This window comes from [Ruminococcus] torques ATCC 27756 (assembly GCF_000153925.1).
Lineage (GTDB): Bacteria > Bacillota > Clostridia > Lachnospirales > Lachnospiraceae > Mediterraneibacter > Mediterraneibacter torques.
This window is the reverse complement of sequence record NZ_DS264374.1, coordinates 1-19,288: the sequence shown is the minus strand read 5'-3', so window position 1 is coordinate 19,288 and position 19,288 is coordinate 1. Positions and strand designations below refer to the sequence as shown.

Genomic DNA, 19,288 nt, shown 5'->3' with positions numbered 1-19,288 from the left:
CGATGTTATAAGGAATATTTTCAAAATATGAAGAGGTAAAAATTATTTGCGCCCGAAAAAGGAGGGGGTAAATAAAGTTTGCTGGACTTTGCAGAGTGGAGAGATAAAATAAAATAAAAAGGAGGTAAGCGGTATGAAAATAGGAGAAACAATTTTAAAATTACGAGAAGAAAAAAAGATGTCTCAAGAAGAGTTTGCACAATATTATCATGTGACGAGGCAAACTATTTCAAACTGGGAAAAGGAAAAGAATTATCCGGATTTACAAACATTAGTAAAGATTAGTGACGAATCAGGAGTTCCGTTGGATTCTATGCTTAAGGATAACTTCTCTATGGTACAAGAAATCGATAAAAAAGTAAGACACTTAAAAATATTTAAAATAGGAACAATAGTAGTATTGGCGATAGTTATTTTAGTTTCAGCTTATATAGGAATTCAAAACGGCAAGCAGGACCATCTTGTGCGGACATATGAAGATAAGTTGGAGGAACTTGGATTTGAGCAAGAAGGTAATAATTATTGCCTCACAGATTCCGATTTTAAGTATGATATTTATATGTTTGACAGACCTTCTATATGGAAATGGAATCAGGAAATGAGTGACAGAGAGAAATTTATCGTAGCCACACTTCTCGTAAAGAATAGCGATTTGGAAGAAAATCCGGGTATTACAATTCGGAAAACAGGCGATTTTATAACACTTTATATTTCAAGAGAAAACCATTTGGCAGACGACGGTTCTACAAAACCAAAAGAGTATAGTCTTGATAGAAACGGTCAGATAAAACATAAAGAAAAAATGGAAGCAGATGATTATGAAGTATATGCTAAACTGAAAGAGGAGATAGAGAATGGAGTGAAAAAACTCAATGAAATGTATTCAAACATTTATGAATAAAAATATTTGTATAATGATTGCAAGGTCGAATAATAGGGTGTTGAATGCTTGACACCCTTCTTTTGATTAATCTAAACTATAAGAAAGTGTTGCGGAGTTGTGGTGTACGGTTGCAAAAATCCGATTGAACTAATATTTTGTAGCTATAATATGGGCATGCAAATACTTGCATAACAAGTATAATAAATGTGTGGTGTTTTTTAGAACAGGTTCTTGTACCGAAATTCGGTACAAGAAAGAATAGGATGAGAAGCAGACAGCATCTCAACCGGATGCTTCTGCTTCTACACAGAAAAATAACGCTTCCCAAACAACAGGGGAATCTAATGGAGGGAACTCAGGAAACGGCGGAACTCAAAATACAGCTCCGGTACATACTCATGATTATAGTATTCCGATCTATACAGGAGAATGGGTAGTCGATCAGGAAGCTTGGACAGAAACTGTCAATGAACCAGTATATGAAATGGTAGAACATACAATTTGTAGCACATGTCAAGCTGATATCTCAGGAGTTGCAGGACAACATTTAGACGAGACAATGCATGCGGGATATTACTCGGGCTGGAGAAAAGAGCAAACAGGAACAAAAACGTATACAGTTAATCATCCAGAACAAGGGCATTACGAATCGATTGTGACCGGATATAATGTAGCTGTGGAGCAGTTCAATGAAATGGAAGTTTATAACCATATCACAGACTGGTTCAGGATCGAAAAGAGATTGCGAAGAGGGATTTGGTTCAGATTATGTGACGGCTCAGATTTCTTTAAGAATGATTACAGAACTACTCGCTATGGACCTCATGACCTGCATTCATTCGGTCGCGGCTATCGCCTTATAAGCGAAAAAAATGATCTCCACTTATGAGATCAAACTCTCAACGGGAGCTCATTTTTCGCTTGCATGGCTTGTAGTTTTAGCGCAAATGGTGTCAAATTGGTGTCAAAACAGAAAAAATCACAATTTCAAAAGAAATAAGATACTGCAAACCATTGATTTTAAAGGGTTTGCAAAAAAATAGCAAAAATATTAGCACTCAACCCTTGACAGTGCTAATAACGGGTGCTATATTACAGATATAACAAAGAAAACAATAAATTCAAAAGTGTTTTGAAAGGAGATATGACTTATGTTGATGCCTAGTATTTTTGGAGAGAATTTGTTTGACGATGATTGGATGGATTTCCCGTTTGAGAGATTTGACAGAGATTTCTGGGGAAAGAAAAATCCGCTGTATGGTAAGAATGCCAAAAACATGATGAAGACAGATATTCGTGAGCATGAAGCGGGATATGAGTTGGATATTGATCTTCCGGGATTTAAAAAGGACGAGATTACCGTGGATCTTGAAAATGGTTATCTGACCATCTCGGCGGCGAAAGGACTTGACAAGGACGAGGAAGATAAGAAGGGAAAATACATTCGGAAAGAGCGTTATGCAGGTACAATGCAGAGGAGTTTTTATGTAGGCGATGCGATCACTCACGAAGATATTAAAGCAAAATTTGAAAACGGTATTTTGAGCCTGACAATTCCGAAAAAGGATGCGAAAGCAGTAGAGACTAAGAAATCCATTGCGATTGAAGGATAAATTCATTTCTTTTGACAAGTTTTTGACGGTAGTGAACGGGAACGGCGAGTGTGCTGTTCCCGTTCACTGCCGTTTTTACATGCAAGAGCGGATGTAAGGATATTGCAGGAATAAAATCGAGAAAAAGTTTTAGAAAAATCACTTTTCGCGGTTTTTATATCTGTGAGAAAGTGATAATATATAACCTGAAATCTTAGGGAGAGGGTTATATGAGTTATGAAAAAAGAAAATGATTTTGGCAGGGATTCTATTCCTTTGCTTGTATTAAAAATTTCAATTCCGTTTATGTTCGCGCAATTTGTTAATGTGCTGTACAGTATTGTGGATAGAATCTATATAGGAAATATTCCGGTGATCGGGGCTGACTCGCTGGCAGGCGCGGGGGTATGTGCTCCGATCATTACATTGTTGTCATCGTTCGGAACGCTGATCGGTATCGGGGGTTCCGTCTTGTTTTCGGTACGTCTCGGGGCGGGAGATGAAAAAAGCGCTAAGCAGATACTGGCAAACAGTTTTTCTATGCTGCTTATTTTTTCGGGAATATTGACGATTGTATTTTTACTTACGAAAGATTATTTACTGAGATGGTTTGGGGCAAGCGCAGATATATTTCCGTATGCCAATACTTATATGACTATTTACACGCTTGGAACTTTTTTCGCTCTTTTGTCAATGGGGATGAATTATTTTATTACGGCACAGGGATATCCGGGGCTTGGAATGCTGACGACACTGATCGGAGCAATCGTAAATATCGTGCTTGATCCGGTATTTATTTTCGGACTTGAAATGGATATTGCGGGGGCGGCAGTGGCTACGGTGATTGCACAGATGTCATCATGCATCTTTGTTCTTTATACATTGAAGAGAAAGAAGATGCGTATTCCGCTGACGCTGGTGAAGCCTGAGCGGGAGATTGGAAAACGAATCGTGAAGATCGGTTTCTCTCCGTTTTTGATTCTGGCATCAGACAGTGTGATCATCATTGCGCTGAATGCTGTTTTGCAGTATTACGGCGGAGCAGACTACGGGGATACGTTGATCACGGCGGCTACGATCGTGCAAAGCTATATGCTTTTGATCACGGCGCCGATGCTTGGCGTGACAGGAGGGTCGCAGCCGCTTATTAGTTATAATTATGGAGCAAACAGAGCGGATCGTATTCGGAAAACAGTGCTCTGGGTGTTGATGCTCTGTGTTTTCTTTACGGCGGTGATGTTTATTATTTCAAGAGTGGCTCCGCAGTATTTTGTTCGTATTTTTACGGATAATGCAGAGTACCGGGAACTGTCCGTGTGGGGGATCAAAGTGTTTACTCTGATGGTTGTTCCGTTAAGTCTGCAGTATGTTTTTGTTGATGCGCTTACTGCTCTTGGCATGACGAAGTTGTCTCTTGGGATGTCTGTTGTAAGAAAAGTTTTTTACTTTTCATCAACATGTTTTCTCCCGGCGTTGTTTACGGCGAAAGATGCTTTTTATGCGGAGCCGGTGGCGGATATACTGGCGGCATCGGTGACAAGCGTTGTTTTTTTCTTTGTATATAGGAAATATCTGAAAGGCAGCGGAAGACTTGGGGAAATCAAACTGTAGAAACGACTGTGACGGTTATGGAAAAACGACTGTGCAGGTTAGGGCGATTTGTGTTGTAAAATGCGGGGAAAAACTTTATAATAGATAGAATAGCAAGTAACCGCACACAGATGTCCGTCGGTAAAAACATGCAAGCATGTTTTATGCTCTACGTACACTGTATGGCTGAACTATTGTATATAGATTGGAGATATGAAGATATGATCAAAGTGATAGCGAGCGATATGGATGGAACGCTTCTTTGTGATGACCACAGAATCGCTCCGGATACGATCGCGGCAGTAAAGGAAGCGTGTGCGGCAGGCATCCGGTTTATGGTGGCGACAGGCAGAGGTTATGAAGGCGCTATGGCAGAGCTTGACGGAACAGGAATTGTTTGTGATTATATATTGGGAAGCGGAGCGGAAGTCAGAGATCCGCAGAGAAAAATTGTAAAAGAATGCGGCATCGGAATGGAGTTGTGCAGAGAGATCTGCGAAGAGGTGAAAGAATTTCCGATATCGATCGTATTTCTTACAAATGAAGGCGATTACCGTATCGGAACGGAAAAAGAAGTCGAAGAAAGTATTATAGCGGAGATGCAGCTTTTTCATGTAAATATGACCCGGGAAGAGGTCGTGAAAACAAGCGAATATCGCAGGGCGATAGAAAGTGTAAAGGTTGTTTCTGATTTTGAAGAGATTGAGAAAGCGGGTATCCCGGTGTTTAAACTATTTATGTTTTCACATGATCTTGAGTTAGTCCGCAGGGTGACAAAACATCTTGAAAAAAATCCTAAAATCGCAGTCGCTTCATCATTTGAATCAAATGTGGAGATCACGGATGCAAGAGCGCAGAAAGGTCCGATATTGAAGGAATATATCGAGTCGCTTGGATATACTATGGATGAGGTTATGGTTCTCGGAGACAGTTTGAATGATTATTCGATGATGTCAATGGATTTCGGAGCGACGGTAGCGATGGGAAATGCGGTTTCGGAATTGAAAAAAGCGGCAAAATATATTACGAAGTCAAATGATGAGCTTGGTGTTGCGTATGCCATTCGGGAACTGTTAAAAAAGCAGAAAAATAAATAAAAAGGGAAATTGGTTCAAGTATGAGATTGAGAAGTAAATTTGCTGTGAAATGCGCGAAAGCGACGAGCAGTCTGATCAAAAAGTTAAACCGTGGAAGCGGGGTGACGCTTCCGGGATATGTGGCGCGTCTGATCGATCCGAATATACTGAAGGAATTATCGGGTCAGGTTAGAAAAAAGACGATCGTCACAATGGGAACAAACGGAAAGACAACGACGAACGCGATTTTATGTAAGGCGTTAGAGCATGAAGGTCAGAAAGTGATTATTAACCGTACGGGCGCTAATATGTTAAACGGAATTATTTCGGCGTTTGTTCTTGCAACAGACAAGCATGGCAATCTGGATGCGGATTATGCATGCATAGAAGTAGATGAGATCGCATCTGTAGGGGTGCTGCCGAAAATAGAGCCAGACTGTGCGCTGCTGACAAATATTTCGCGAGATCAGCTTGATCGTTTCGGTGAAGTTGATATTACTTATAATAAATTGATGACAGCGGTGACAAGCGTTCCGAAGACAACGCTTATTATAAATTGTGATGACATTTTATCTTACTCTTTGGCGCAGGAAAGCAAAAATGCATTTGTCACATATGGTATCAGCGAGCAGATATTTGACGATGTTTCACGATCTGAAATACGGGAGAGCATTTTTTGCCGCAAATGCGGAAAGAAACTGGAATATCAGTTTTTCCATTATGGTCAGTTAGGGTTGTATCATTGTCCGAACTGCGGATGGAACAGACCAAATCCGGAATATACGGCTGAACATGTCGTAAGAGAAGATGAATTGTATTCATTTGATATGGACGGAATCCACTTTGATCCGCAGATAAGGACACCTTATAATATTTACAATACTCTGTCGGCGTATGCGGCTCTTAAAACGATGGGAGCGGGATATGAACATTTTAAAGAGATGATAGAGGCGTTTGATTATGGAAATAACAGAGAAAGTATTTTTAATATAAACGGTGCAAGAGTGCAGCTCCACCTTGCGAAAAATCCGATCGGTTTTCAGCAGAAAGTATCGCATGTACTCAGAGATCCGAATCCGAAAGATATTATCATTCAGATCAATGATACGTATCAGGATGGGGAAGACGTATCATGGCTTTGGGATGTGGATTTTCAGTATCTTGCGGAAAGTAACGCAAGAAAGATTATTACGGCGGGAACAAGGAAGTATGATATGGCGCTTCGGTTGAAATACGAAGATGTTTCTTGCGAATCTACAGACGATATGCGTGCATCGGTGCTTGAGTGTGTAGAGCAGGGCACGAAAAATCTTTATGTTATCGTGAACTACTCCGGATTGTATCAGACGAACCATATGCTGACTGAATTAGAGGGGAAAGGAGGTACGGAACGATGAAGAAACTTACAATCGGACATTTATATCCGGATCTCTTAAACTTATACGGTGACAGAGGAAATATACAGTGTTTTCGGAAACGTCTTGAATGGCGGGGGATGGAGGCAGAGGTGATTCCGTTTCTATCAGGTGAAAAAATTGATTTTTCTAAGTTGGATATCGTGCTCTTAGGCGGCGGATCTGACAGAGAGCAGGAACTTGTATGCGGTTTCCTAAAAGACATCAAAGATGATTTTAAAGCATATGTTGAAGACGGGGGAGTTGTCCTCGCTGTGTGCGGGGGATATCAGCTTCTCGGGAAATATTACAAGACAAATAAAAAGACGATAGAAGGTCTTTCGATTCTTGATATAACGACAGAATGGCAGCCGGAGAGACTGATCAGAAATATCGTGTTGAACAGTCCGCTTTTTGAACAGCCTGTAGTCGGATTTGAAAATCATGGAGGAAGGACATATATCGGTGATCACACTCCGTTCGGGAAAGTGTTTTACGGCTTGGGAAATACAGGAAAATCAGGTTATGAAGGCGTTATATATAAAAATGTGATCGCAACATATTTGCACGGACCTCTTCTTCCGAAAAATCCGCAGGTATGTGATTATCTTCTTGAAAAAGCGCTTCAAAGAAAATACGGTGAAGAAGTGAAGCTTGAGCCGCTGAAAGACGAGACGGAAAAGAAAGCAAACAGTTATATTGCCGACAGGTACAGCGATAAAAAATATGTGCTTCGGGAAACGGTAAAAAGACATACCTGATCCGGCTGCAGAGAGTGTGACAGAAAGACAGATTTTCCGGCAGGTGGAAGTTCTGGCGGGAACACTACGCTTGTTGCTGTAAATATAAAATAAAAGAAAGGAAGTATTTCTTATGGATGTAAGACGGATGAGAAATGAAGCGCTTGGCAAACGTGTTGTGAAAGCGCTTGAATCAAGAAATATGGAAGCTTATTATGCATCAACGAAAGAAGAAGCTGTTCAAAAAGCGCTGGAGCTGATGGAGGAGGGAAGCTCGGTTACAATGGGCGGCTCGATGTCGGTTCGGGAATCGGGACTTCTTGATGCGATCAATGCGGGAAATTATGAGTTTTATGACAGGGATCAGGCGGCGACACCCGAAGAACGTCAGGAGATTGCATTGAAAGCGTTTACATGCGACTGGTACCTCGGAAGTGTCAATGCTATGAGTGAGAACGGAGTATTTGTTAATATTGACGGAAATGCGAACCGTGTGGCGGCATATGCGTTCGGACCGAAAAACGTACTGCTTATCGTAGGAATGAATAAAGTGGTGAAGTCAGAAGAAGATGCGGTGCAAAGGGCGAGAAACGAAGCTGCGCCGATCAATTCACAGAGATTCGGACTTGAGACTCCATGCGTAAAAAACGGAAGCTGTTTTGACTGCAAGAGTTCAGACTGCATCTGCTGTCAGGTCTTGGTCACAAGATTCAGCAGAATTCCGAAGCGGTTTAAAATAATTCTTGTAGACGATGTTTTGGGATTTTAGGAGAGGAAATTACCTATGGACAGAAATGAAAGAAATACAATGGATCAAAACGCGCGAAAACGTACGGTGCGAAGAGAAGGGAATGCTGAGGGAAGCGCGCGGGCAAATGAAGGTCTGGGAAGAAGACCGTCGGGAAACGGCGCTCCCGCCTCAGCAGGAAGACCGTCAGGAAAAAGCAGTTCGGCATCTGTACGAAGAACATCGGAAAGCGGCGATCCGACCAGAAGAACAACGCCGGGCGGAACGGTTACTCCGATGAGACGAGAGTCGGGAAGTGTGAGGAAACCGTCTGAACAGGCAGGGCGTGCGCAAGGAAGTCTGCGAAAGGAACATTCTGAAACAGGAAGAACGCGGGATGCAGCGGGAGCGCCGACAGATCCGTCCTTAAGAAGAGCGTCAGGGAAAGCGGGAACGCCGACAGATCCGTCCGCAAGAAGAGCAGCGGGGAAAACGGGAACACCGACAGATCCGTCCGCAAGAAGAGCAGCGGGGAAAACGGGAACACCGACAGATCCGTCCGCAAGAAGAACGTCAGGGAAAGCGGGAGTGCCGACAGATCCGTCCGCAAGAAGAACGGCAGGGAAAGCGGGAACGCCGACAGATCCGTCCGCAAGAAGAACAGCGGGGAAAGCGGGAACGCCGGCAGATCCGTCCTTAAGAAGAGCGGCGGGAAAGGCTCAGGGAAATCCTGCAGAACAGAAGCCGGTCAGATCGGCAGATGGAATTGTCAGAAAGCAAGGCGGTCATCCGAACGGAAAATCAAAGGCGATGTCAAAAAAGAAAAAGAAACAAAAACGGGCAGCATTTAATTTTGCTTCCGGAGGAGTGCTTATTATAGCGGCGTGCGTGTTTATTTTTTCGTTGTATCAGCTTATCACGATGCTGATTCCGTATTACTCCGGCGGGGAAGAGTACGATAAGATTAAAAACATTGCCATTACGGCGGATGAAGAAGGGAAAGGTTTTACTGTTGATTTTGACGCTTTGCTGAAAGAAAACGAAGACACGGTTGCATGGATTCGCTTTGATGAGCCGGCGGTGATCAATTATCCCGTTGTAAAGAGCGCGGATAATAATGAGTATCTGACAAAGACGTTTACGGCAAATGACAATAAGCTTGGTGCGATTTTTGTAGATATGAGAAACAGTAATGATTTTTCAGACAAAAACACGTTTATCTACGGTCATCATCTTAACGTCGGAGGAGAAATGTTTTCGGAGCTTCTTAAATACGAAAATGAATCTTTCTGTAAGAAGCATCCAAACTTCTACATATATACACCGGATGGAAAGGTTAGAACATATAAGGTGTTCTCAGCTGGAGTTGTGAAAGATACGGCGGATAATTATAAGCTTGATTATGCTACGGATGCGGATTATGAGGCGTATTTGAAGCTTTGCGAGGAATCCTCGAATTATAAGGTAGAAGACGTGGAATTGACGGCGCAGTCGCAGATTGTCAGTCTGTCAACGTGTACAAATGTCCGCGATGACGAACGTTTTCTTGTACAGGGAGTTCTGACTGCGGTAGATTGATGACGAAGAAAGGAAATTATATGGCAGACAGATTTGATATAGGCGATATCATTACGATGAAGAAGCCTCATCCGTGCGGGAGCAAGGAGTGGGAAGTGCTTCGGGTCGGAGCTGATTTCAGATTGAAGTGCGTAGGCTGCGGACATCAGATCATGGTTGCCCGCAAATTAGTCGAAAAAAACACGAGACAAATCGTAAAAAGGACTTGAAACTAAAAAAGACTTATGGTATCATCAATAATTGTGACATACTGTCGGATTGAAACCGATATGTATCATAATTCCTTGTTCCTGTAATGAAAACAGGAGCCAGAGACCATAAGGAGGTATAAGAACATGAATAAGTATGAATTAGCTGTTGTTGTGAGCGCAAAACTCGAAGACGAAGCAAGAGCGAACGTAATCGAGAAAGTGAAAGCTCTTATCACACGTTTCGGCGGTAACGTAACAGACGTGGATGAGTGGGGCAAAAGAAGATTCGCTTATGAAATCCAGAAAATGACAGAAGGATTTTACTACTTCGTACACTTCGAAGCTGAAAGTACAGTTCCGGGAGAAGTGGAGCAGCGTATCCGCATCATGGACAACGTACTCAGATATTTATGCGTGAAACAGGAAGCATAAGCGGAAAGAGGTATATATGAATAAGGCAGTTTTAGTGGGACGGTTGACTAGAGATCCTGAAGTCAGATATTCACAGGGAGATAATACAACGGCAGTTGCAAGATATACAGTTGCCGTTGACCGTAGATTTAAAAGAGACGGCGAACCGACAGCGGATTTTATTCCGTGCGTTGTATTCGGCCGCTCGGCAGAGTTTGCGGAAAAATATTTTCGTCAGGGCATGCGGGTTTCTGTTTCCGGTCGTATTCAGACAGGAAGCTACACGAATAAAGACGGTATGAAAGTATACACAACAGAAGTGATCGTGGAAGAGCAGGAGTTCGCAGAGAGCAGAGCAGAGAGCGAAGCCAACAGAGGTATGTATCAGCAGTCTGCACCGAGTCCGGCGCCGAGCGCTCCGGCAGGAGACGGATTTATGAATATCCCGGATGGTATTGATGAGGAGCTGCCGTTCAATTAGGAAAGGAGAATCATCATGGCTTACGAAAAGGGAAGCAGACCGGAAGGCGGATTTAAGAGAAGAGGTCCGGCTCGCAGAAGAAAAAAAGTCTGCGTATTCTGTGGAAAAGAAAATAACGAGATCAATTACAAGGATGTAGCAAAATTAAAGAAATATGTTTCTGAAAGAGGAAAATTCTTCCGAGAAGAATCACAGGAAACTGTGCAAAACATCAGAGAGCTCTTACAGTAGCAATCAAAAGAGCAAGACATATCGCTTTGATGCCATACGTTCAGGACTAATCAAGAATATAAGGCTGATTCTTAGGGGAAACTCTTTGAGTCAGCCTTTTTTGATACTGATATGATACTATTCGTAATGATATAACCTTTCGAGTTTTTCCGCAACTTCTGAATGCTTAGAGGGGAAAAGATGGGAGTATACGTTTAGTGTGGTTGACACGTTCTCGTGTCCCAGTCGTTCAGATACCAAAATAGCAGAAAAACCACGTTCAATCAATAGCGAGGCGTGAGAAATGCCGGAGATCGTGAACGCGGATCTGTTTCACTCCGGCTTTTTTGAAAATGATCGAAGATAATTGACATATTTTATTTAATTAACTATAATATATTTAACAAGGGAGCCGATAGCTAGTGCACACCTAGCCGCCGGCAAAATAAAACCTATAAAGATAGCGCCTTAGTTTACCAGACAGGGGCGCTATTTTTTGTGTCTAAAAATCGTAACAACAAGGGTTATGACTGCACAAAGCATAATTACAAACGTGAACAAGTCAGAGTATGTAACCATATTACCAGCTCCTTTCAATGTGTCCGGCAACTGGTATAGCACCTCATCGGCTCCCTGGGTAAGTATATTATTGTCAATGTACGGTTTCGCTCATTTTTGAGCAGGTTGCACTGCACGATTTTGTGTAATGGCTATTCGGCTTCTCCCAATTCTGGGAAAACTCATTTACCGGCGTACTTTAAGGTACGGTGGTTATTTTGTATACTTTTCTAAATGGGTAAGTTCTTCTACTCTTTTTGCGGCCTCTTTCTTTCCGGTTTCATTTAGTTTTTTACAATTTTCCAATACAGTCCGTTCTTCTTCTGTGTCTGGTACAAGATGAGTCAGACCATATTCCGAGAGTTTCTCTTTTAATTCATCCCTAGATATAATTTTTCCGGCAAGCAAACGGTTTACCGGAATATCTAAGGCATCGGCTATTTTTTGAAGCGTTTCTATTTTAGGGTTTTGATTACCGGACTCATATTTTCTTATATTTGAGTCAGCGATACCACATAATTCGCCGAGTTTCTTCTGTGTCAGTCCTTTTTCGGTGCGGCATTTTCGTATCATATCGCCTGTATAGGTTGGCATATCTATTCACCTCTTTTCATTTAAAAACAGAATGCCATATTTGACTCGAAATGTACAGAGTGAAAACAATCTAAAAAAGAAGTTTACAGATTGAAAAACATCTGAAAACAATCTGAAAAGTGAGGTGATATAAAGATGAAACTTGACAGACAAAAGTATGAGCTTGCGAGAGCAAGGGCGTGCATGGGACAAAAGGATCTCGTAGCAGCTGGAATCCCGAAAGGAACATTGCCGTGGATCAGCTCCCGGATAGGTTACCTGCTGTCATTCGCTTAAGATATGAGAGCGGGTTGACCTATCTGCTGGGCGAAGTTCCAGGCTTTCCGGTGATACCAAAATGATACTAGAAAAATGTAAAGAGTGGAAAATCTGCACAATTTCAAGGCAAAACACCGCTAAAAACAGCGAATAATCATGCATGTAACTGGTAAAAAGTACATAGCCGATGCCGTACGTTCAGGACTAATCAAGAATATAAGGCTGATTCTTAGGGGAAACTCTTTGAGTCAGCCTTTTTTGTAACAGTCAATTACTTTTTGGGGAAGTCGCCTGGGATTTTCCTTTTCTATTTATAATATAGCGTATAGGTAGGGAATTAAGGTTTTTGATACTAAAATAATAGGTGATTGCAATAATTTGAAGAAAAAAGTATAGTAGAATAAAATTCAAAAAGATGTTATAATAAGACATTGTAGCGAAACAAAGTTTTTTGGTAATCTAATGATGCACATTGCATGTGTCCTAAAGGGTGCGGATGAGGTAGTATCACTATGAAAAAGAAGAAAATGCGCTTAAAAGGAAAACTCAGGCTGTATATGAACTGGCCGCTTATCATGACGTTTTTACTCGTTGCGATGAATATATGGGTTTTAATGGTAGACCGGAAAGCAGCGTTTATCATGTTTATGTTTATCCTGATTTATCTGGCGATTGCGGGAGGATTGTATTTTTATAACAGATCGCTTATTTTAGCGGATTTGATTCAATTTTCCACGCAGTATAAGGGGATTGAAAATACGCTGTTAAAGGAACTTGCGGTTCCTTATGCGATCGCTCTTGAGGATGGACGTATTCTTTGGAAAAATGATGCGTTTTCAAAATTAACGCAAAGTTCAAGAAAAGAAAAATATCTGTACAGGATGATACCGGCTCTTACGACAAGTGTTTTTCCTAAAGACGACATGGAACATGTTGAGATGGAGGTGGAGTACTGTGACAGACACTATCAGGCAGAATTGCGCAGAGTATCGCTTCACGGCTTCAGCGACAAGGAAAAATTGTTACAGATTCCCGAGGAAGAGGAGTTTTTCGTAGCGGTATCCATGCAGGATGTAACAGAATTGAATGCGTATATCCGCGAAAATGAAGAGCAGCGGATGATCGCAGGGCTGATCTACATCGATAATTACGACGAGGTGATGGAGAGCGTTGAAGAGGTACGACAGTCGCTTCTGGTTGCTCTGATCGATCGAAAGATCAATAAATATATCGGCGATGTGGACGGTATTGTAAAGAAAATGGAGAAGGACAAATATTTTATTGTTCTTCGCAAATCTGCTTACAAAAAAATAGCGGAAGACCGTTTTTCGCTTCTTGAAGAAGTAAAGCAGGTTAATATCGGAAATGCCCGCTCGGCAACGTTAAGTATCGGACTTGGTCTGAATACGGCGACATATGCGCTTAGTTACCAGTATGCGCGTGTGGCGATCGACCTTGCCCTTGCGCGCGGAGGCGACCAGGCGGTGATAAAAGACTGCAGCGGAATCACTTATTTTGGCGGTAAGAAAGAACAGACTGCTAAAAACACCCGTGTAAAAGCCCGTGTAAAAGCAGAGGCTTTAAGAGAGTTTATCGTGACGAAAGACAGAGTTCTTGTCATGGGTCATAAGATTGCGGATCCGGATTCGTTCGGCGCTTGTATGGGAATTTACAGAGCGGCGGTCAGCCTTGAGAAGAAAGCTCATATTATCGTGAATACGGTGACAGAGTCGGTTCGGCCGCTTTATAATGAGATTGTGGAAAGTCCGGCGTATGAGGATGATATCTTTCTGACTTCAGATGAAGCTATGGATTATATTACGGATAATACGATGGTGATCGTAGTCGATACAAATAAGCCGCAGATGACAGAATGTCCCGAACTTTTGAGGCGTTCCAGAATGACTGCCGTTTTAGATCATCACCGTCAGAGCAGTACGGTAATCGCAAATGCAGTCTTATCTTATGTAGAACCGTATTCTTCATCTACATGTGAAATGGTAGCCGAAGTGCTTCAATATATCTCTGACAGTATCAAAATCCCGGCTGTCGAGGCGGAGTGCATGTACGCGGGAATTATGATCGACACAAGGAACTTTATGAACAGGACGGGAGTGCGTACGTTTGAAGCGGCGGCATTCCTTCGCCGCTGCGGTGCGGATATCACCCGGGTAAGAAAGATGTTCAGGGACGATATGGAATCATACAGAGCGAAAGCAGAGGCGATGAGGGAGGCTGAGGTTTATAAGAATCAGTTTGCGATCGCAGTCTGCCCGGGCGATATTGAAAGTCCGACGGTTCTTGCGGCGCAGACCGCAAACGAGCTTCTTGATATCAGTGGGATCAACGCGTCGTTTGTATTGACGGTTTATCAGGAAAAGATTTATATGAGTGCGCGTTCGATCGACGAGGTAAATGTGCAGATTATTGCCGAAAAGCTGGGAGGCGGAGGTCATATTAATTCTGCGGGAGCGCAGTTTGACCATACGAATATGGAAGAGGCGATCAGCACATTGAAAGAAACGATAGACGATATGATTGAGAAAGGAGATATATAGATGAAAGTTATTTTATTGGAAAATGTAAAATCTCTCGGGAAAAAAGGGGAGATCGTTAATGTGAACGACGGATACGCAAGGAATTTTATCTTGCCGAAAAAACTGGGCGTGGAAGCAACGGGAAAAAATCTGAATGATCTGAAACTTCAGAAAAATAACGAGAAAAAAGTGGCTCAGGAAAATCTTGACGCTGCGAAAGAACTTGCAGCGGAATTATCGGCAGGCAAAGTCGAGCTTGCGATCAAAGTCGGCGAAGGCGGAAGAACGTTCGGTTCTGTTTCCAGCAAAGAAATCGCGGTAGCGGTCAAAGATCAGATGCAGTTAGATATTGATAAGAAAAAAATCCAGTTGAAAGAGTCGATCAAGTCGCTTGGTACGCATATCGTGACAGTAAAACTTCATCCTGAAGTTTCGGCAGAGTTGAAAGTTGTTGTAAAAGAAGAAGCATAAGGAGTTCTCATGGAAAATATAGAAGCTGCCATGAAGCGGATACCGCCCCATAGTACAGAAGCCGAGCAGGCTGTACTTGGGGCGATGCTGATGAATAAAGATGCGATTACGGTCACATCGGAGATTTTGGCCGGACAGGATTTTTATCAGACGGCATATGGGATCTTATTCGACGCTATGACAGATCTGTTTAAATCGGGGCGTCCGGTAGATTTGATCACGCTTCAGGAATATTTAAAAACAAAAGACGTGCCTCCGGAAGTAAGCAGTATGGAATTTGCAAGAGATCTTCTCGTAGGAACTCAGACATCTGCCAACGTAAAATATTATGCGGAAATCGTAAAAGAAAAATCGGTTTTACGCAGTTTGATCAAACTTAACGAAGAGACGGCGAATGCGTGTTATCTTGAAAACGAGCCTCTTGATGAACTGCTTGAACGAACAGAGAAGCGAGTGTTTGAACTTGCGGAAAACGGGAATTCCCAGGAATACGTTCCGATAAAGCAGGTCGTATTAAACGCGCTGGATGTGATCGAAAAGGCGTCTAAGACGAAAGGAAACGTCACCGGAATACCGACAGGGTTCATCGACCTTGATTACAAACTGTCCGGTCTGCAAAGATCAGACCTTGTTCTTATAGCGGCGCGTCCGTCTATGGGAAAAACGGCGTTCGTGCTCAATATTGCGCAGCATGTAGCGTTTCGGCAAAATCTTGCGGTAGCGATCTTCAGTCTTGAGATGTCAAAGGAACAGCTTGTAAACCGTCTGTTTTCACTGGAATCGCATGTTGACGCACAGGTGCTGAGAAACGGAAACCTGACAGATACGGATTGGGAGAAACTGATCGAGGGAGCAGGCACGATCGGAAGCTCTCGTATGATCATAGACGATACGTCGGGTATCAGTATTTCGGAGATGCGCTCAAAATGTCGTAAATACAAATTGGAGCAGGGACTTGATCTGATCATCATCGACTATTTGCAGTTGATGAGCGGAAGCGGCGGACGTAAAAATGAAAGCCGCCAGCAGGAAATTTCGGAGATTTCACGATCGTTGAAAGGACTTGCCAGAGAATTGAACGTACCGGTGATCGCATTGTCTCAGTTGAGCCGTGCGGTTGAGCAGAGAACGGATAAAAGACCGATGCTTTCCGACCTTCGTGAATCGGGAGCAATCGAGCAGGATGCCGACGTATGTATGTTTATTTACCGTGATGATTATTATAATCCGGATACGGAGGATAAGAATATTGCGGAGATCATTATCGCAAAACAGAGGAACGGTCCCATCGGAACCGTCCGTCTTGCGTGGATGCCGCAGTATACCCGTTTCGGAAATGAACTGCGTCAGCAGCAGTGATTATGTAAATATGCTTTTTAATTTCATGATCGCGCCTGATTTAGAGGATTCTTTTCGCGCGGTCTGCTGTCTGCGGATGAGCATGTCCAGTTTGCGGAAATGTTCTTCCTGACGGCGTTCTTTTGCCTCAAGTATAAAATCCATTTCATGAATGACGTCAGTGGTGATCGTACTGCTGATGTCATTTTTTAATATGGAGTTGTTTTCATTCAGCGCTTCGCGGAAAACATCGCCTACGAGAGCACGCATTTGATCGATCGTATTAAGAGGAAGAAGAATATCTCCTGTTTCTGAAGTGACTGTCTGAAGTTGAGTTTTTTCTTTTTCGGGAGTTTTTAACTTAGATTTTTTTTCTTTTAATTCGGGAATGAGTGGTTTTAAGTCTTTTAAGAGCATTCCTTCGTTTTTGAGTTTTTTGATACAGCAGAAGAGCTGAATGTCATCTTTGGTGTAGTATCGATGTCCCATTTCCGTTCGCCCGATCGTCAGGTCGAGTTCTTCTTCCCAATATCTTAATACATGTGATTCGACATTGACCTGTTTTGCGGCTTCGGAAATCATAAATCTGACTTCACCCATTAATATGTGAACCTCCTCATTTTGCTTTTGAGGTTATTATAGCATAGACCATGACTTCAGAACGAAAAAATCGTTCGTCAAGTTCCTACAAAAAAACACCGCTCCACATAGGAGCGGTGCTTCTCTTTTGTGATCACTTTGCGATTTATATTACTCAGCTGAGATAGCGCCTGTCGGACACGCAGCTTCACAAGCTCCGCAGTCTACACAAGCATCAGCGTCGATCTCGTATTTGCCATCGCCTTCAGAGATAGCGCCTACAGGACATTCAGCTTCGCAAGAACCACAGCTTACGCATTCATCACTAATAACGTGTGCCATAGTATGTATCCTCCTTTTTTGAATTTAAAAAGAGAAACAAAGAAAGGTAGTTCTCTTTATTATCACTATTTTAATACAATGAGTTTGAATATACAAGTGATTTGTATGTTCTAAATTAAGAACCTAAACCCGGTCGAATTCTTCTGTGATCTCTTTTGAAGGTGCTTTTGTGAGCAGGCTTACAATGACGATCATAAGGCATGATACGCTGAAAGCCGGGAGCAGCTCATAAATGTTCCATACACCGCCGAGAGGACGTACGAGGTATTTCCAGATGAATACCATAGCTCCGCCTGAAATCATTCCGGCAAGTGCGCCCTGCCAGTTTGAGCGTCTCCAGAAGAGGGCAAATAATACGACAGGACCGAATACGGCGCCAAAACCTGCCCATGCAAAGGAAACGATGCCGAATACCGAACTGTTCGGATCACGGGCAATAAAAGCGGCGATTACCGCGATGGCAAGCAAGGTGAAGCGAGCTGCGTTCATTGCTTTTTTCTTGTCTCCCGTTTTGGCAACTCTGTCGCCGAAAAGGTCGGAAGATACGGCGGAGGATGCAGCCAAAAGCTGTGAGTCTGCCGTGGACATTGTAGAGGCAAGAATGCCGGCAAGGATCGTTCCCGCAAGTAAGGCAGGAAGAATACCGTGTTTACTTAACAAGTCGGCGATCTGCACAATGATCGTTTCAGAATCGGAACCTGTCAGAGTTTTTAAAGCGCCTACATCGCTCATTGCCAGACCGATCACACCGATCAAAACCGCAACTGCAAGGGAAATGACAACCCAGATTGTCGCAACGCGTCTGGAGAGCGTGAGTTTTTCTTCGTCCTCGATAGCCATGAAGCGAAGCAGGATATGAGGCATACCGAAGTAACCGAGCCCCCATGCGATCATGGAAATAATATTGATGATCGGATAAGGCTGTTCGACACCTGCAACAGGATCGTATGTAGTCATCATCGTCAAATATCCCGGAAGCGACTGTGCGTTCTCAACTACGGCAGGGATACCTCCGGCAATATTGATGCCGAATATAAAGACGATGATCAGGGCAACAGACATGATAATACTCTGAATGAAGTCTGTTGTTGAGGCGGCAAGAAATCCGCCAAGCGCCGTATACCCTACGATGACGATCGCACTTATGATCATAGCGGCAACATAATTAACCCCGAACAGGCTGGAAAACAGTTTTCCGCATGCGGCGAATCCGGAGGCTGTGTACGGTATGAAAAATATAACGATAAAAATCGCTCCGATAGATTGAAGGATCTTACGCTGATCTCTGTATCGGTTACTGAAAAAAGAAGGAAGCGTGATCGAATTGCCGGCTACGAGAGTGTAGCGGCGGATCCGTTTTGCTACGATCCTCCAGTTTATGTACGTTCCGATGGCGAGTCCGATGGCAGTCCATCCGGCGTCGGCAATACCTGTCAGATAGGCCAGACCGGGAAGCCCCATCAGAAGCCAGCTGCTCATATCGGAGGCTTCGGCGCTCATTGCCGTCACAAGAGGTCCGAGCTTACGCCCTCCAAGATAAAAATCGGTCGTATCATGGTTGTTCTTGGAACAACGGTAGCCGACATAGAGCATGGCGCCAAGATAAACAATAATGGCGATCATAATACAAATGTGTTCTGTTGTCATGTTTGTCACTCATTCCTTTCGCAAAATGTGCAATATATTGTAAAATTGTACCATAATAAGGGGATTTCTTCAAGAAATAAAAGTTTAGTAT

The 19,288-nt window shown here is 42.9% G+C and carries 20 protein-coding genes and 2 pseudogenes; 17 read left to right on the top strand and 5 right to left on the bottom strand.

Translation table 11 applies throughout. The features are described from left to right. The first annotated feature begins 133 nt into the window (after window positions 1-133). From RUMTOR_RS10930 to rpsR, 13 genes and pseudogenes are all read left to right on the top strand, one after another. Window positions 134-901, top strand: coding sequence for a helix-turn-helix domain-containing protein (locus tag RUMTOR_RS10930; RefSeq protein WP_004847883.1), 768 nt, complete (start codon window positions 134-136; stop codon window positions 899-901). A 466-nt stretch (window positions 902-1,367) separates the two neighbouring features. Next, window positions 1,368-1,772, top strand: coding sequence for a hypothetical protein (locus RUMTOR_RS10925; RefSeq protein WP_004847881.1), 405 nt, complete (start codon window positions 1,368-1,370; stop codon window positions 1,770-1,772). A gap of 262 nt (window positions 1,773-2,034) precedes the next feature. Next, complete coding sequence (locus RUMTOR_RS10920; protein WP_004847879.1) at window positions 2,035-2,496, top strand: Hsp20/alpha crystallin family protein; 462 nt, start codon at window positions 2,035-2,037, stop codon at window positions 2,494-2,496. A gap of 216 nt (window positions 2,497-2,712) precedes the next feature. Beyond that, window positions 2,713-4,086, top strand: coding sequence for an MATE family efflux transporter (locus tag RUMTOR_RS10915; protein ID WP_004847878.1), 1,374 nt, complete (start codon window positions 2,713-2,715; stop codon window positions 4,084-4,086). Between the two features lie 200 nt (window positions 4,087-4,286). Then, window positions 4,287-5,162 (top strand): Cof-type HAD-IIB family hydrolase, encoded by an 876-nt coding sequence (locus RUMTOR_RS10910; protein WP_009243512.1) that lies wholly within the window; start codon window positions 4,287-4,289, stop codon window positions 5,160-5,162. 20 nt (window positions 5,163-5,182) lie between these two features. Beyond that, on the top strand, window positions 5,183-6,538 hold the full coding sequence (locus RUMTOR_RS10905) for a Mur ligase family protein (RefSeq protein WP_004847876.1): 1,356 nt from the start codon (window positions 5,183-5,185) through the stop codon (window positions 6,536-6,538). Further along, window positions 6,535-7,296: a type 1 glutamine amidotransferase gene (locus tag RUMTOR_RS10900; protein ID WP_004847875.1), complete on the top strand. Its 762-nt coding sequence runs from the start codon at window positions 6,535-6,537 to the stop codon at window positions 7,294-7,296. The genes RUMTOR_RS10905 and RUMTOR_RS10900 overlap by 4 nt, the downstream gene beginning before the upstream one ends. 112 nt (window positions 7,297-7,408) lie before the next feature. Further along, window positions 7,409-8,044, top strand: a complete 636-nt coding sequence (locus RUMTOR_RS10895) for a lactate utilization protein (protein WP_004847874.1) — start codon at window positions 7,409-7,411, stop codon at window positions 8,042-8,044. Window positions 8,045-8,059: 15 nt separating this feature from the next. Further along, a complete protein-coding gene (gene srtB, locus RUMTOR_RS14050) occupies window positions 8,060-9,580 on the top strand; it encodes a class B sortase (protein WP_004847873.1) in 1,521 nt (506 codons plus the stop codon). A gap of 20 nt (window positions 9,581-9,600) precedes the next feature. Beyond that, entirely contained in the window at window positions 9,601-9,789 is a 189-nt protein-coding gene (locus tag RUMTOR_RS10885) for a DUF951 domain-containing protein (protein ID WP_044929522.1), read from the top strand. Between the two features lie 126 nt (window positions 9,790-9,915). Next, window positions 9,916-10,203, top strand: coding sequence for a 30S ribosomal protein S6 (rpsF, locus tag RUMTOR_RS10880; RefSeq protein WP_004847871.1), 288 nt, complete (start codon window positions 9,916-9,918; stop codon window positions 10,201-10,203). Window positions 10,204-10,219: 16 nt separating this feature from the next. Continuing rightward, complete coding sequence (locus RUMTOR_RS10875) at window positions 10,220-10,663, top strand: single-stranded DNA-binding protein (protein ID WP_004847870.1); 444 nt, start codon at window positions 10,220-10,222, stop codon at window positions 10,661-10,663. Window positions 10,664-10,678: 15 nt separating this feature from the next. After that, window positions 10,679-10,944: pseudogene (rpsR, locus tag RUMTOR_RS10870) on the top strand (30S ribosomal protein S18). A 67-nt stretch (window positions 10,945-11,011) separates the two neighbouring features. On the opposite strand, the pseudogene RUMTOR_RS13940 reads toward rpsR, so the two are convergent. After that, window positions 11,012-11,222 (bottom strand): annotated as a pseudogene (locus RUMTOR_RS13940) (tyrosine-type recombinase/integrase); the annotation flags it as partial. 422 nt (window positions 11,223-11,644) lie between these two features. Continuing rightward, complete coding sequence (locus RUMTOR_RS10865) at window positions 11,645-12,025, bottom strand: helix-turn-helix domain-containing protein (protein WP_004847868.1); 381 nt, start codon at window positions 12,023-12,025, stop codon at window positions 11,645-11,647. Window positions 12,026-12,160: 135 nt separating this feature from the next. Here RUMTOR_RS10865 and RUMTOR_RS13185 point away from each other — a divergent pair, with 135 nt between their 5' ends. The 4 genes from RUMTOR_RS13185 (at window position 12,161) to dnaB (ending at window position 16,650) form a co-directional block, all read left to right on the top strand. Beyond that, window positions 12,161-12,301 (top strand): hypothetical protein, encoded by a 141-nt coding sequence (locus RUMTOR_RS13185; protein ID WP_004847867.1) that lies wholly within the window; start codon window positions 12,161-12,163, stop codon window positions 12,299-12,301. 494 nt (window positions 12,302-12,795) lie between these two features. Further along, entirely contained in the window at window positions 12,796-14,841 is a 2,046-nt protein-coding gene (locus RUMTOR_RS10860; RefSeq protein ID WP_004847866.1) for a DHH family phosphoesterase, read from the top strand. Continuing rightward, the gene (rplI, locus tag RUMTOR_RS10855) at window positions 14,842-15,291 is read left to right on the top strand and encodes a 50S ribosomal protein L9 (RefSeq protein ID WP_004847865.1); all 450 of its coding nucleotides are present in this window, start codon (window positions 14,842-14,844) and stop codon (window positions 15,289-15,291) included. A 9-nt stretch (window positions 15,292-15,300) separates the two neighbouring features. Further along, the gene (gene dnaB, locus RUMTOR_RS10850) at window positions 15,301-16,650 is read left to right on the top strand and encodes a replicative DNA helicase (RefSeq protein ID WP_004847864.1); all 1,350 of its coding nucleotides are present in this window, start codon (window positions 15,301-15,303) and stop codon (window positions 16,648-16,650) included. Here the strand turns inward: dnaB and RUMTOR_RS10845 are convergent, their stop codons facing one another. From RUMTOR_RS10845 to putP, 3 genes are all read right to left on the bottom strand, one after another. Next, complete coding sequence (locus RUMTOR_RS10845; RefSeq protein ID WP_004847863.1) at window positions 16,651-17,229, bottom strand: helix-turn-helix domain-containing protein; 579 nt, start codon at window positions 17,227-17,229, stop codon at window positions 16,651-16,653. It lies immediately after the preceding gene. Between the two features lie 150 nt (window positions 17,230-17,379). Continuing rightward, window positions 17,380-17,550: a DUF362 domain-containing protein gene (locus tag RUMTOR_RS10840; RefSeq protein ID WP_009243507.1), complete on the bottom strand. Its 171-nt coding sequence runs from the start codon at window positions 17,548-17,550 to the stop codon at window positions 17,380-17,382. Between the two features lie 123 nt (window positions 17,551-17,673). Next, window positions 17,674-19,197, bottom strand: a complete 1,524-nt coding sequence (gene putP, locus RUMTOR_RS10835; protein ID WP_009243506.1) for a sodium/proline symporter PutP — start codon at window positions 19,195-19,197, stop codon at window positions 17,674-17,676. Window positions 19,198-19,288 lie beyond the last annotated feature (91 nt).

Bases quoted from the DNA above. Each gene is read 5' to 3' on its own strand.
- RUMTOR_RS10930 (WP_004847883.1), top strand. From the start codon at position 134: ATGAAAATAGGAGAAACAATTTTAAAATTACGAGAAGAAAAAAAGATG.
- RUMTOR_RS10925 (WP_004847881.1), top strand. From the start codon at position 1,368: ATGGTAGAACATACAATTTGTAGCACATGTCAAGCTGATATCTCAGGA.
- RUMTOR_RS10920 (WP_004847879.1), top strand. From the start codon at position 2,035: ATGTTGATGCCTAGTATTTTTGGAGAGAATTTGTTTGACGATGATTGG.
- RUMTOR_RS10915 (WP_004847878.1), top strand. From the start codon at position 2,713: ATGAAAAAAGAAAATGATTTTGGCAGGGATTCTATTCCTTTGCTTGTA.
- RUMTOR_RS10910 (WP_009243512.1), top strand. From the start codon at position 4,287: ATGATCAAAGTGATAGCGAGCGATATGGATGGAACGCTTCTTTGTGAT.
- RUMTOR_RS10905 (WP_004847876.1), top strand. From the start codon at position 5,183: ATGAGATTGAGAAGTAAATTTGCTGTGAAATGCGCGAAAGCGACGAGC.
- RUMTOR_RS10900 (WP_004847875.1), top strand. From the start codon at position 6,535: ATGAAGAAACTTACAATCGGACATTTATATCCGGATCTCTTAAACTTA.
- RUMTOR_RS10895 (WP_004847874.1), top strand. From the start codon at position 7,409: ATGGATGTAAGACGGATGAGAAATGAAGCGCTTGGCAAACGTGTTGTG.
- srtB (WP_004847873.1), top strand. From the start codon at position 8,060: ATGGACAGAAATGAAAGAAATACAATGGATCAAAACGCGCGAAAACGT.
- RUMTOR_RS10885 (WP_044929522.1), top strand. From the start codon at position 9,601: ATGGCAGACAGATTTGATATAGGCGATATCATTACGATGAAGAAGCCT.
- rpsF (WP_004847871.1), top strand. From the start codon at position 9,916: ATGAATAAGTATGAATTAGCTGTTGTTGTGAGCGCAAAACTCGAAGAC.
- RUMTOR_RS10875 (WP_004847870.1), top strand. From the start codon at position 10,220: ATGAATAAGGCAGTTTTAGTGGGACGGTTGACTAGAGATCCTGAAGTC.
- RUMTOR_RS10865 (WP_004847868.1), bottom strand. From the start codon at position 12,025: ATGCCAACCTATACAGGCGATATGATACGAAAATGCCGCACCGAAAAA.
- RUMTOR_RS13185 (WP_004847867.1), top strand. From the start codon at position 12,161: ATGAAACTTGACAGACAAAAGTATGAGCTTGCGAGAGCAAGGGCGTGC.
- RUMTOR_RS10860 (WP_004847866.1), top strand. From the start codon at position 12,796: ATGAAAAAGAAGAAAATGCGCTTAAAAGGAAAACTCAGGCTGTATATG.
- rplI (WP_004847865.1), top strand. From the start codon at position 14,842: ATGAAAGTTATTTTATTGGAAAATGTAAAATCTCTCGGGAAAAAAGGG.
- dnaB (WP_004847864.1), top strand. From the start codon at position 15,301: ATGGAAAATATAGAAGCTGCCATGAAGCGGATACCGCCCCATAGTACA.
- RUMTOR_RS10845 (WP_004847863.1), bottom strand. From the start codon at position 17,229: ATGGGTGAAGTCAGATTTATGATTTCCGAAGCCGCAAAACAGGTCAAT.
- RUMTOR_RS10840 (WP_009243507.1), bottom strand. From the start codon at position 17,550: ATGGCACACGTTATTAGTGATGAATGCGTAAGCTGTGGTTCTTGCGAA.
- putP (WP_009243506.1), bottom strand. From the start codon at position 19,197: ATGACAACAGAACACATTTGTATTATGATCGCCATTATTGTTTATCTT.